Below are 12,238 nucleotides of genomic sequence, written 5' to 3'. Positions count from 1 at the left end.
CGGAGCATGGCCTGTCGTGTCCTCCCCCCTCGCTTCCCTCCTCGCCAGGCTCACCGCACTGCTGCCCGATCCGGCGCCGTGGCGTTCGTCCCGTGACTTCCGGCTCCTGTGGGTGCAGGGGCTCGTCACGTACTTCGGCAGCGCGACGGCGATGATCGCCCTGCCGCTGCAGATCAAGGAGCTGACGGGGTCGCCGCTGGCGGTCGGCGCGATGGGCGCGGTCGAGCTGGTGCCGCTGGTGGTGTTCGGCCTGTACGGCGGGGCGCTCGCGGACGCGGTCGACCGTCGGAAGGTGATCCTCTGGACGGAGGCGGGGCTCGGCCTGATCGCCGTGCTCCTGCTGGTCGACGCGCTGCTCCCGGAGCCGATGCTCTGGCCGCTGTACGTGGTGGCGGCCGGGGTGTCGGCGCTCGCGGGGCTCCAGCGTCCGGCGCTCGACTCGCTGCTCGCCCGGATCGTGCCGCACGAGCAGCAGACGGCGGCGGCCGCGCTGAACTCGCTGCGCTGGCAGATCGGCTCGATCGCGGGTCCGGCGGTCGCGGGTCTGGTGGTGGCGTACGCGGGCCACGCGCCCGCGTACGGGGTGACGGTCGTCTGTTTCACGGTCTCGGTCCTGATGTGCCGCCGGCTCTCCCCCGCGCCGGCCGCGCACGACGCGGAGAAGCCCTCGCTGCGGGGCATCGCGGAGGGCGCGCGGTACGCCTGGTCGCGGCCGGTCCTGCTCGGCACGTACGTGATCGACCTGGCGGCGATGCTGTTCGCCTTCCCGAACACGATCTTCCCGTTCCTCGCGGACGAGCTGGACGCGGACTGGTCGCTGGGCCTGATGTACGCGGCGGGTTCGATCGGCTCGCTGGTCCTGGGCCTGACCAGCGGCTGGACCTCGAAGGTGCGGCGGCACGGGCTGCTCGTGGCCGGTGGCGCGGCCGGCTGGGGTCTGGCGATCGCGGCGGCCGGCTGGTTCGGGAACGTGTGGCTGGTGCTGCTCTGCCTGGGCCTGGCGGGCGCGGGCGACATGCTGAGCGGGCTCGGGCGCGCCACGATCTGGAACCAGACGATCCCGGAGGAGCTGCGCGGCCGGCTCGCCGGCATCGAGGTGCTCTCCTACAGCGTGGGCCCGCAGCTGGGCCAGGTCCGGGCGGGCGCGATGGCCGGCTGGACCGGCACCCGGGCGGCCGTCTGGACGGGCGGCGTGGCGTGCGTGGCCTCGGTGGGGCTGCTCTGTCTGGCGCTGCCGAGGCTCCTCGCGTACGACTCCGCGACGGACGAGGACTCGCTGCGCCGGAAGGCCCAGCGGGAAGGGGCCCAGCGGGAAGGGGCCCAGCGGGAGGGCGCCCGGGAGGAGGGCACGCGGGAGGAGGCGGCCGGAACCGTCTGACGGGTCCCGGCCGCCCCCGCGGGGGTGTTACTCGTCCTCCGTGCGGTCCTTCCCGGCGGCGTCGTGCCAGCGGGGGTCGGTCTCCCACTCCAGGTTCCGGTCGCGGGCGGTCTCCATGGCGTGGGAGGCCTCCTCACGGCTGGCGTACGGGCCGAAGCGGTTCTTCGCCGGGCACTCGGGGCCCTCCTCGACCTTCTTGTGTTCCAGGCAGTAGTACCACTCGCCCGGTTTGCCCGTGGTGCGCTTCTTGAACAGGGCCATCGTCTTCGGCTCCTTCCTTCGGGACCATGCTGCCCCAGACCCGGTCGTTAGACTCGCTGGCATGTCTGGCCAGTCGCTTCTCGTACCGGGGGAGCTCTCCCCCCATCGCTCCGTTCCGGGCTCCATCCGCCGTCCCGAGTACGTCGGGAAGCCCGCCCCGGCCCCGTACACCGGGCCCGAGGTGCAGGATTCCGACACCATCGAGCGGATGCGGATCGCCGGCCGCATCGCCGCGCAGGCGATGGAGGAGGCCGCCAAGCACATCGCCCCGGGCGTCACCACCGACGAGCTCGACCGGGTCGCGCACGAGTACATGTGCGACCACGGCGCCTACCCGTCCACGCTGGGCTACCGCGGCTTCCCGAAGTCGCTGTGCGCCTCGATCAACGAGGTCATCTGCCACGGGATCCCGGACTCCACCGTCCTGCGGGACGGCGACATCGTGAACCTGGACGTCACCGCGTACATCAACGGCGTCCACGGCGACAACAACGCCACGTACCTCTGCGGCGACGTCGACGAGGAGTCGCGGCTGCTCGTGGAGCGCACCCGGGAGTCCCTCAACCGGGCCATCAAGGCGGTGAAGCCGGGCCGCCAGATCAACATCATCGGGCGGGTCATCGAGTCGTACGCCAAGCGCTTCGGCTACGGGGTCGTGCGCGACTTCACGGGGCACGGCATCAACTCGTCGTTCCACTCCGGCCTGATCGTGCCGCACTACGACTCGCCCCACCACACCACCGAGATCAAGACCGGCATGACGTTCACGATCGAGCCGATGCTGACGCTCGGGACCCACGACTACGACATGTGGGACGACGGCTGGACCGTGGTGACCAAGGACCGGAAGCGGACGGCGCAGTTCGAGCACACGCTCGTGGTGACCGACGACGGGGCCGAAATCCTCACGTTGCCCTGACCGCTCGAACGGGTAGCGTTTTTACCGACAGGACGTCGGGAACCAGTTGACTTAGGCAAGCCTAACTCGGCAGGATCGTCACTGGTTCCCGTCCCATCGGTCTCGGAGGCCCGCCTTGGACACGCCCTTCTCCACGTTGATCCGCACGGCTTCGCACGAGCAGCACACGGAGGCGGAGACGTCGTCCTTCATGAGCGACCTGCTGGGCGGGCGGCTCGCCGTCGACGCGTACGCGCGCTACACCGAGCAGCTCTGGTTCGTGTACCGGGCCCTGGAGGAGGGCGCGGAGGCGCTCCGCGAGGACCCGGTCGCCGGTCCGTTCATACAGCCCGAGCTGTTCCGCACGGCCGCCCTGGAGCAGGACCTCGCCCACCTGCGGGGCCCGGACTGGCGCGCCGGGGTCTCCCCGCTGCCCGCCACCGCCGCCTACGCCGAGCGGGTCGCGGAGTGCGCCCGCGGCTGGCCCGCCGGCTATGTGGCCCACCACTACACGCGCTACCTGGGCGACCTGTCGGGCGGTCAGATCATCCGCGACAAGGCGGAGCGGACCTGGGGCTTCGACCGCAAGGGGGACGGGGTCCGCTTCTACGTCTTCGAGGAGATCTCCAACCCGGCGGCGTTCAAGCGGGCGTACCGGGAACTGCTCGACGGGGTGGACGCCGACGACCTGGAGAAACAGCGGATCGTCGACGAGTGCAGGCGCGCCTTCGACTTCAACACCGCGGTCTTCCGCGAGCTGGGCGGGGAGTACTCCCTCAGCGCCTGAAGCGGCCCCGGCCCGGGGCCCCTCGCACGAGGGCCCCTAGCGCGTGAGCGTCCCCTCCAGGAGGACCCGGCCGCCCAGCTCCACGATGCCGCCGGGGCCGGGGGCGGTGAGGAGCTGGGAGCCGCGGCCCTGCGTGATGTTCAGGGCCCGGCCCAGTTCCGCCGTGAGGAGCAGGGCGGCCGCGCCGGTCGCCTCGTCCTCGTCGATGCCGTCCCCGCGTCCCGGGAAGCCGCGCGCCCGGATCCGGCCGGCGGCCTCCTCCTCCCAGGCCCAGGCGTAGACCCACTCCCCCGGCTCGGGCACCTCCAGGGCGTCGACCTCGGCGACGGAGCCGTACTGGCGCAGGGTGCGGGGCGGCGCCCACTCGGCGCGCGCCTCGATCCAGGTGAACTCGCCGTCGCCGCGCACCCACACCTCGCCGGCGGGCGGGTGGACGACCTCCAGGTCGAGCAGCCAGGCGGCGCCGACGAGCGGGTGCCCGGCGAACGGCAGCCGCAGGCCGGGCGTGTAGATGTCGACGATCCCGCGCTCCGGGTCGTCCACGAACACCGTCTCGCTGAAGCCGAGTTCCTTCGCGAGCGCCTGCCGCGAGGACTCGTCGGGGTGGGTACGGGCGTCCCGCACGACCCCGAGACGGTTGCCGTGCCGGCCGTCTCCCGCACAGAAGACCCTGAGGACGTCGATGTCAGTGGCGGTCGTGTTCATGGCGGAATTCAACCACCCGCCGCACGTCGACAGGACCGTACGACCGTTTCCCCACGGCCCTACCGAGGCGTAACCGGAAACGGGACATTCCGTCTCGCTTGACCCTCCCTTGACCAAGCCATGAGGGGCTCATGAGGCCCCCGTGACCCCGCCGTGTCCGGTACGCCCGGCCTGAGAGCTGAATCACTGGACGCGTGGGCACTGCTGAGGTAAGCCTCGGTTAAGTTAGGTCCGCCTCAGTCCGTCCCCGCGTTCCTGGAGTCCCCATGCGAGCCGTCCGCTTCTCCGTCGTCACCGCCGCCGCGACCGCGGCTGCTCTGACCGCCGTCACGGGCTGCGCCGAGAAAAGCGACTCCAAGGCGGCCGACGACGCCATCACCGTCGTGGCCAAGGACGACTCCTGCGAGGTCTCCAAGAAGGAGTTCCCCGCCGGGCACGTGAAGCTGGCCGTCGAGAACCGCGGCTCCAAGATCACCGAAGTCTACGTCCTCTTCCCGGACGACCGGATCGTCACCGAGCGCGAGAACATCGGCCCCGGCACCAAGGCCACCATCACCGCCGAGATCAAGGCCGGCGACTACGCCATCGCCTGCAAGCCCGGCATGAAGGGCGACGGCATCCGCCAGCAGGTCAAGGCCACCGGCGGCAAGGCCGCCGCCAAGCGCTCCCCCGAGATGGACGCCGCCGTCGCCGCCTACCGCCAGTACGTCCAGGCGCAGGCCGACGAGACCCTCCCCAAGGTCAAGGTCTTCACCGACGCCGTCCGCGCCGGTGACGTCGAGGCCGCGAAGAAGGCCTACGCCGAGTCCCGCATCGGCTGGGAGCGCACCGAGCCGGTCGCCGAGTCCTTCGGCGACATCGACCCCAAGGTCGACGTCCGCGAGGACGGCCTGGAGGACGGCCAGGACCCGGCGAAGGACTGGACCGGCTGGCACCGCCTGGAGAAGGCCCTCTGGCAGGACAAGAAGATCGGCGACCGCGAGAAGCAGCTCGCCGACCTCCTCGACAAGGACCTCGCGGACTGGCAGAAGCGGGTCGGCAAGGCCGAGATCACCCCGACCTCCATGGCCAACGGCGCCAAGGAGCTCCTGGACGAGGTCGCCACCGGCAAGGTCACCGGCGAGGAGGAGCGCTACTCCCACACCGACCTCGTCGACTTCAAGGCGAACGTCGAGGGCGCGCAGAAGTCCTTCGAGCTGCTCAAGCCGGTCGCCTCGAAGAACGACCCGAAGCTCGTCGCCGAACTCGACAAGCAGTTCGCCGCGCTGAACACGCTGCTCGACAAGTACCGCACGGACAAGAGCGGCTACGTCTTCACCTCGTACGAGAAGGTCGGCAAGCCCGAGCGCAAGGAGCTGTCGGACGGCGTCAACGCCCTGGCCGAGCCGCTCTCCAAGCTCGCCGCCGCGGTCGTGAAGTAACAGGGGGAAGAGCCATGACCGACGAGACCACCACCACGGAGCAGGCCGCCGCGGAGCAGACCGCCGCGCCCTCCCGTCGCAAGGTCATCGGCTGGGGCGGTGCCGGGCTCGCGCTCGGTGCCGCCGCGGCCGGCGGCGCCGTCGCGCTGACCCGCGACGGCGACCCCACCGTCCCGGTCGCCGAGAGCGGCGGGGCCGTCCCCTTCCACGGCCCGCACCAGGCCGGCATCGCCACCGCCGTGCAGGACCGACTGCACTTCGCCTCCTTCGACGTGAAGACGAAGGACCGCGACGAGCTGGTCCAGCTCCTCAAGGACTGGACCCGGGCCGCCGAGCGCATGACGGCCGGCGCCGAGGTCGGCGAGGGCGCCTACGGCGGCCTGCCGGAGGCTCCGCCGGACGACACGGGCGAGGCCCTGGGCCTCAAGCCCTCCCGCCTCACCCTCACCATCGGCTTCGGCCCCTCGCTCTTCGACGGCCGCTTCGGGCTGAAGGACAAGCGGCCCGGGGCCCTGGTGGACCTGCCCAAGTTCCCGGGCGACAACCTGGACCCGGCGCGCAGCGGCGGCGACATCTGCGTGCAGGCCTGCGCGGACGACCCGCAGGTCGCCGTGCACGCCATCCGCAACCTCGCCCGGATCGGCTTCGGCAAGGTGGCGGTGCGCTGGTCGCAGCTGGGCTTCGGCAAGACGTCCTCGACCACTCCGGACGCCCAGACCCCGCGCAACCTCTTCGGCTTCAAGGACGGCACCCGCAACATCGCGGGCACCGAGACCGAGCGGCTCGCGAAGCACGTGTGGGTGTCGGGCAAGGACGCCGAGGGCGCCGCGGCCTGGATGGACGGCGGCTCGTACCTCGTCGCCCGTCGCATCCGCATGAACGTCGAGACCTGGGACCGCACCCCGCTCTCCGAGCAGGAGGACATCTTCGGCCGGGACAAGAAGGAAGGCGCCCCGGTCGGCAAGGCCAAGGAGCACGACGAGCCGTTCCTGAAGGCGATGAAGCCGGACTCGCACGTCCGGCTCGCCCACCCGGACAGCAACAACGGGGCGACGATCCTTCGCCGCGGCTACTCCTTCACCGACGGCACGGACGGCCTCGGCCGTCTGGACGCGGGCCTGTTCTTCCTGGCGTACCAGAAGGACGTCCGCACCGGCTTCATCCCGGTGCAGAGTTCGCTGGCCAAGGCCGACGCGCTCAACGAGTACACACAGCACGTGGGTTCGGCGCTCTTCGCCGTCCCGCCGGGCGTCCGTGACAAGGACGACTGGTGGGGCCGGGCGCTGTTCGCGTAGCCGAGGAGGAGAACCGAGGTGTTCGGAAACTATCTGATCGGCCTGCGCGAGGGCCTGGAGGCCAGCCTGGTCGTCTGCATCCTCATCGCGTACCTGGTGAAGACCGGGCGCCGGGACGCGCTGAAGCCGATCTGGATCGGCATCGGCGTGGCCGTCGGCGTCGCCCTGGCCTTCGGCGCCGGGCTGGAGTTCGGCTCCCAGGAGCTGACCTTCGAGGCGCAGGAGGCGCTCGGCGGCTCGCTGTCGGTGCTCGCCGTGGGCCTGGTGACCTGGATGGTCTTCTGGATGCGGCGCACGGCCCGGCACCTCAAGACGGAGCTGCACGGCAAGCTGGACGCGGCCCTGCAGATGGGCACCGGCGCGCTGGTCGCCACCGCCTTCCTGGCGGTGGGCCGCGAGGGCCTGGAGACGGCGCTCTTCGTGTGGGCGTCGGTGCGGGCCTCCTCGGACGGCTCGTACGCGCCGCTGGTCGGCGTCGTTCTGGGCCTGCTCACGGCCGTCTTCCTCGGCTGGCTGTTCTACCGGGGCGCGCTGAAGATCAACCTGGCGAAGTTCTTCACCTGGACCGGCGGGATGCTGGTCGTGGTGGCGGCGGGCGTGCTCGCGTACGGCGTGCACGACCTCCAGGAGGCGCGCTTCCTCGGCGGCCTCGCGGACAAGGCCTTCGACATCTCGGCGACGATCCCGCCGGACAGCTGGTACGGCACGCTCCTCAAGGGCGTCTTCAACTTCCAGCCGGACCCGACGGTCCTTCAGGTCACGGTGTGGGCGCTGTATCTGATCCCGACTCTCGCGCTGTTCCTGGCCCCGATAGGGTCGGGTCCGTCCGTGCGGGTGAAGAAGCAGAAGGCGACCCATGAGAAGGCTGAGGCTGAGGCGAGCGCCGAGACGACCGCTTGAGCGGCTGTCGTCCCCGGGGGGCCGCCGACCGGCGAGGTTCCTCGCGGCGACGGCGGCGGCGACCGTCCTGTCGCTGACGGCGAGCGGCTGCGTGACCGTCCACGGCGAGCTGGCACTGCTGCCCCCGGCGACCAAGGCCGAGGCGGCGCGGGCCCTCGCGGACTTCACGGCCGCCTACAACAAGGCCGACAAGGCCTATGACCCGGCCCTGGACGCGGGCCGGGTCACCGGCCCGCTCGGGGAGGTCAACCAGGCGGGCCTGCGGGCCCGGTCGGTCAACACCCCGGGCGGCAATCCGGACCACAAGCCCCTCGAACTGACCGACGCGCGGTTCGTGCTGCCCCGGAAGGCGGGCTGGCCGCGCTGGTTCGTGGCGGACACCGCCTCCAACCGGTCCTCCGGCGACCAGCGCTGGCTCCTGGTCTTCGTGCGCAACGGCCCCGACCAGCTGTGGGAGGCCGCCTACCTCACGATCCTCTCCCGGTCCGTCGTGCCCCAGTTCGCCGAGGAGGAGGGGTACGCGGTGCCGGTCGCCGCGGACACCGACGCGCTGGCGGTCGCGCCCCGGGACCTCGGCAAGGAGTACGTCGCGTACCTCACGGACGGGCGGCGGGGGCCGTTCGCGCCGGGCACCCACACCACGGAGTGGCGGAGGCAGCGGCAGAAGGCCGCCAAGCGGATGGGCATGGCCACCCAGTACATCGACCGGGTCACGGACCAGGGGGACTTCGCGCCGCTCGGGCTGCGGACCCGGGACGGCGGCGCGCTCGTCTTCTTCGCGACGCGGTACTTCGAGCGGCAGACGGCGGCTCAGGGCTACCGGCCGAAGGTCGGCCCCGACACCAAGGCGCTGCTGACCGGCGAGATCAGGAACACGGTCACCCGGGAGTGGGTGTCGAGCCAGGCGGCCCTGGTGAAGCCGGCGGGCACGGACCGGAACGGGGTCACGGTCGCGAGCCGGCTCCAGGGCGTGGTGGGCGCGGAGGGCTCGTAGGCCCCGCCCTCCGGGACGGGCCCGGCCCGATCCGGAGGACGGGTCCCGGCCTCCCCCGCCCCCGTGCGGGGCTCAGCGCGTCAGCGGCCAGGCGATCTCGTGGGCCGTGTGCTCCCCGTCCCCGTCCGCCTCGCGCTCGGCCGCGTGGCGGGCGCAGGCGTCCTGGAGGGCCTCCAGCAGGTTCAGCGGGTCGGGCAGCGGGTGCTCGGGGCCGCGGAGCCAGGCGACGACCGGGTGGGCGTTTTCGTCCCCGGGCAGCCGGGCCGGCGGCACGAGGACGTAGCTGCCGCGGCAGTGCCAGCGCAGCCCCGGGTGCTCGTCCATCGTCTCGGGGTGGCAGTCCAGCTCGCACGGCCACCACTCGTCCTCGTCCTCGGGGGTGCCGCGGGTGGCGGTGAAGAAGAGCATCCGCCCGCCGACCGAGTCGCCGTCGGCGGACTCGGCGACGGGGCCGACCTCCACGCCCTCGGCGAGGAGGCGCTCCAGGGCGGCGCGGCCGGCGGCCAGCGGGACGTCGAGGACGTCGTGGACCATGCCGGTGGCGGTGACGAAGTTCGCCTCGGGCTCGTTGCGGGCCCAGCGCTCGATCTGGGCGCGGTCGGTGGTCGACTGCGTCTGCCAGGCGAAGGAGACGGGGTGCCGGGCGGGGGTGGGACAGCCGATCCGCTCACAGGAGCAGCTGTAGCCCACGGGGTACGCGGCGGGGGCCAGGGGCAGCCCGGCGGCGGCGGTGGCCAGGAGCAGCTTCTCGCGGTCGTTCTCGTCGTCGGCCGCGGTGCGTTTGGGGCGCCTGCGCAGCCACTGTGCGAGTCTGCTCTCCGTGCCGCGGTAGCGGCCGATGCCGTCGCCCATCTATCCCCTCACACCTCATGCTCGCCCGTTCGGCTCTGCCCATGGTCCCACCATCCTGCGCCCCGGGTGACCGGAGTGCGGAACCGGGGTGCCCCCGGTGTGCGGGAGCGGGGGCCGGGAGGGGGTCAGGGGCGGGGGGCGAGGCCGCGCAGGGCGAGGTCCACGAGGGTGTCGGCGTAGGCGTGGGTGAGCGGCAGGGTGCGGTGGATCCAGCGGTGGTGGAGCGGTCCGACGAGGAGTTCGACGGCGACGCGGGGATCGACCGCCGGGTCGATGTCGCCCTTGGCCTGGGCGGCCTCGATGCGGCGGACGTAGTACTGGAGCTGGGGTTCGAGCAGGGCCTCGGTGAAGCGGGCGCCGAGCTCGGGGTCGACGACGCCCTCGGCGGCGAGGGCGCGGGTGGGGCCGTCGAAGGCGGGGTCGGCCAGCTCGTCGACGGTGGCGCGCAGGACGGTCTTGAGGTCGGCGGCGAGGTCTCCGGTGTCGGGGATCTCACCGGCGCCTTCCCCTCCGTGGGCATCCTTCCGCCCAGATGCCCCGTTGGCCCGGGCGGCGAGGTCGAGGAAGGCGTCGAGGAGGACGGCCGCCTTGGAGGGCCACCAGCGGTAGATGGTCTGCTTGCCGACGCCGGCGCGGGCGGCGATGCCCTCGATGGTGGTCTTCGCGTAGCCGGTCTCGGAGACGAGGGCGAGGGCGGCGTCGAAGATGGCGCGGCGGGAGCGCTCGCTGCGGCGGGAGGCGTCGGGGGCGGTCTTGGCGGATCCGGTCTCGGGCATGGCTCCAATCTAGCAGCCGACGAGACGCCGCGTCTCGCCCGTCGGACGGGTCCCGAACCACCCGAACGGTCCACAGCGCGGAGCCCGTCGAGAGCGGACCATGGGGTCCACCGATCATCGGCCGTTCCGGCCGCCCGTCCGTGAGGAGCCTTCATTGCGCCCCACTCCGCGCACGCCCTCGCCCCGTCGCTATCTGATGTGCCCACCCACGCACTTCGCGGTGACGTACTCCATCAACCCCTGGATGGACCCCACGAAACCGGTCGACCTGTCGCTCGCCCTCGCCCAGTGGGAGGACCTGCGCGACCGCTACCGCTCGCTCGGCCACACCGTGGAGCTCCTGGAGCCCGACCCGGCCCTGCCGGACATGGTCTTCGCGGCGAACGGCGCGACGGTCGTCGGGGGCCGGGTCCTCGGGGCGAAGTTCGCCCACCCGGAGCGGGCCCGCGAGGCCGACGCCCATCTGGCCTGGTTCCGCAGGAACGGTTGGGCGGACGACGACGTGCGCGTGCCGGAGCACGTGAACGAGGGCGAGGGCGACTTCGCCGTCACCGCCTCCTGGATCCTCGCCGGCCGCGGCTTCCGCTCCAGCCCGCTCTCCCACGACGAGGCGCAGGAGTTCTTCGGCCGCCCGGTGATCGGCCTGGAGCTGGTGGACCCGCGCTACTACCACCTGGACACGGCGCTGTGCGTCCTGGACGACGCCCGGGACGAGGTCATGTACCACCCGGACGCCTTCTCCCCCGGCAGCCGCGCGGTGCTCGCCCGGCTCTTCCCGGACGCCCTGATCGCGACCGGCGAGGACGCGGCGGCCCTCGGCCTCAACGCGGTGAGCGACGGCCGGCACGTCCTGCTCCCGCAGACCGCGGTGGGCCTCTTCGAGCCCCTCCGCGACCGCGGCTTCGAGCCGGTCGGCACGGACCTGGGCGAGCTCCTCAAGGGCGGCGGCAGCGTGAAGTGCTGCACCCAGGAGCTGCGGCCCTAGAGCTCCTCCTCCGGCGGCCAGGAGTCGCCCCACTCCCCGTCGCGGGCCTGCTTGTACAGGGGCCCGTGACGCTTGGTGACGGTCTCGCGGCCGAGGCCCCCGGGACCGCACAGCTCCAGGAGCACCTGCCCCTTGCGGATCTGCGGCCTGCGGGTGATGCGGGCGGGCGCCGGGGTGACGGGGAAGCGCACGGCCGCCACGTACGCGTACTTCTCGTCCTCGTACGGCAGCGACCCGCCCTTCACCTGCCGGTGCAGCGAGGAGCGGCTCACCCGGGCGGAGAAGTGGCACCAGTCCGTGCCGGGCACGATCGGGCAGGCACCGCTGTGCGGGCAGGGCGCGGCGACGGTGAAGCCGGCGTCGATCAGCAGGGTGCGGGCCGCGATGATCCGCTCGTAGCCGTCGGGCGTGCCGGGCTCCACGATCACCACGGCCTGCGCGGCGCGGGCCGCCTCGGTGACGAGCGCCGTCCGGTCGGCCTCGGTCAGCTCCTTGAGGACGTACGAGACGGTGACGAGGTCGGTGTCGGCGAGGCCCAGGGCGGAGCCGATCCGCTCGCGCCGCCACTCCGCGTCCAGGACGCCGCCGGCCAGCTCGCGGCCGAGGGCGAGGGCGGGCTCCGCCCAGTCGAGGACGGTGGTGCGCGGCGGCTCCTCCTCCCAGGCCTCGGCGACGGCCCAGCTCGCCGCGCCCGTGCCGCCGCCGACGTCGGTGTGGGTGCGCGGCGCCCAGTCGGGCGCGGCCTCCCGGAGGGCGGCGAGGACGCCCCGTACCGCCTCGAAGGTCGCCGGCATGCGGTACGCGGCGTACGCGGCGACGTCGGAGCGGTCGCGCAGCACGGGGGCGTCCGTCGGGGTGGTGCCCCGGTAGTTGGCGATCAGCCGCTCGACGGCCTGCGCGGCCCGGTTGGGCGGCAGCCCGTCGAGGAGCCCGGCGAGGGCGGCGCGCAGGGAGTCGGCGGAGGGAGCTGAGGCGTTCACCGAGTC

13 protein-coding genes are annotated in these 12,238 nt (G+C 72.6%); 8 read left to right on the top strand and 5 right to left on the bottom strand.

What is annotated here, in order from left to right:
* The first annotated feature begins 16 nt into the window (after positions 1-16).
* Positions 17-1,378, top strand: a complete 1,362-nt coding sequence (locus ACFYUZ_RS02285; RefSeq protein ID WP_389305508.1) for an MFS transporter — start codon at positions 17-19, stop codon at positions 1,376-1,378.
* A 27-nt stretch (positions 1,379-1,405) separates the two neighbouring features.
* Here the strand turns inward: ACFYUZ_RS02285 and ACFYUZ_RS02280 are convergent, their stop codons facing one another.
* Positions 1,406-1,639 carry a hypothetical protein gene (locus tag ACFYUZ_RS02280; RefSeq protein WP_093876397.1) on the bottom strand — a complete coding sequence of 78 codons (234 nt, stop codon included), beginning with the start codon at positions 1,637-1,639 and terminating at the stop codon, positions 1,406-1,408.
* 61 nt (positions 1,640-1,700) lie between these two features.
* On the opposite strand from ACFYUZ_RS02280, the gene map reads away from it, so the two are divergent.
* Both map and ACFYUZ_RS02270 read left to right on the top strand, forming a co-directional pair.
* Positions 1,701-2,558, top strand: a complete 858-nt coding sequence (gene map / locus ACFYUZ_RS02275; RefSeq protein ID WP_389305506.1) for a type I methionyl aminopeptidase — start codon at positions 1,701-1,703, stop codon at positions 2,556-2,558.
* A gap of 115 nt (positions 2,559-2,673) precedes the next feature.
* Entirely contained in the window at positions 2,674-3,324 is a 651-nt protein-coding gene (locus tag ACFYUZ_RS02270) for a heme oxygenase (biliverdin-producing) (RefSeq protein WP_389305504.1), read from the top strand.
* A gap of 36 nt (positions 3,325-3,360) precedes the next feature.
* On the opposite strand, the gene ACFYUZ_RS02265 is transcribed toward ACFYUZ_RS02270, so the two are convergent.
* On the bottom strand, positions 3,361-4,029 hold the full coding sequence (locus tag ACFYUZ_RS02265; RefSeq protein WP_389305502.1) for a PhzF family phenazine biosynthesis protein: 669 nt from the start codon (positions 4,027-4,029) through the stop codon (positions 3,361-3,363).
* Positions 4,030-4,295: 266 nt separating this feature from the next.
* On the opposite strand from ACFYUZ_RS02265, the gene efeO reads away from it, so the two are divergent.
* The 4 genes from efeO to ACFYUZ_RS02245 are packed head-to-tail and all read left to right on the top strand — an operon-like array spanning position 4,296 to position 8,639.
* A complete protein-coding gene (gene efeO, locus ACFYUZ_RS02260) occupies positions 4,296-5,450 on the top strand; it encodes an iron uptake system protein EfeO (protein ID WP_389305500.1) in 1,155 nt (384 codons plus the stop codon).
* A 14-nt stretch (positions 5,451-5,464) separates the two neighbouring features.
* Positions 5,465-6,745, top strand: coding sequence for an iron uptake transporter deferrochelatase/peroxidase subunit (gene efeB / locus ACFYUZ_RS02255; RefSeq protein ID WP_389305498.1), 1,281 nt, complete (start codon positions 5,465-5,467; stop codon positions 6,743-6,745).
* Positions 6,746-6,763: 18 nt separating this feature from the next.
* On the top strand, positions 6,764-7,645 hold the full coding sequence (gene efeU / locus ACFYUZ_RS02250; protein ID WP_389305496.1) for an iron uptake transporter permease EfeU: 882 nt from the start codon (positions 6,764-6,766) through the stop codon (positions 7,643-7,645).
* The gene (locus ACFYUZ_RS02245) at positions 7,602-8,639 is read left to right on the top strand and encodes a hypothetical protein (RefSeq protein ID WP_389305494.1); all 1,038 of its coding nucleotides are present in this window, start codon (positions 7,602-7,604) and stop codon (positions 8,637-8,639) included. The genes efeU and ACFYUZ_RS02245 overlap by 44 nt, the downstream gene beginning before the upstream one ends.
* 72 nt (positions 8,640-8,711) lie before the next feature.
* On the opposite strand, the gene ACFYUZ_RS02240 is transcribed toward ACFYUZ_RS02245, so the two are convergent.
* Complete coding sequence (locus ACFYUZ_RS02240; protein ID WP_389305492.1) at positions 8,712-9,491, bottom strand: bifunctional DNA primase/polymerase; 780 nt, start codon at positions 9,489-9,491, stop codon at positions 8,712-8,714.
* Between the two features lie 125 nt (positions 9,492-9,616).
* Positions 9,617-10,267, bottom strand: coding sequence for a TetR/AcrR family transcriptional regulator (locus tag ACFYUZ_RS02235; RefSeq protein WP_389305490.1), 651 nt, complete (start codon positions 10,265-10,267; stop codon positions 9,617-9,619).
* Between the two features lie 154 nt (positions 10,268-10,421).
* Here ACFYUZ_RS02235 and ddaH point away from each other — a divergent pair, with 154 nt between their 5' ends.
* Positions 10,422-11,252: a dimethylargininase gene (ddaH, locus tag ACFYUZ_RS02230; RefSeq protein WP_389305488.1), complete on the top strand. Its 831-nt coding sequence runs from the start codon at positions 10,422-10,424 to the stop codon at positions 11,250-11,252.
* Here ddaH and ACFYUZ_RS02225 read toward each other — a convergent pair.
* Complete coding sequence (locus ACFYUZ_RS02225) at positions 11,249-12,232, bottom strand: small ribosomal subunit Rsm22 family protein (protein WP_389305486.1); 984 nt, start codon at positions 12,230-12,232, stop codon at positions 11,249-11,251. The genes ddaH and ACFYUZ_RS02225 overlap by 4 nt on opposite strands.
* Positions 12,233-12,238 lie beyond the last annotated feature (6 nt).

The organism is Streptomyces sp. NPDC004266 (assembly GCF_042874095.1).
GTDB lineage: Bacteria > Actinomycetota > Actinomycetes > Streptomycetales > Streptomycetaceae > Streptomyces.
The sequence above is the reverse complement of the archived record's forward strand: the minus strand, read 5'-3'. Positions and strand labels throughout refer to the sequence as shown.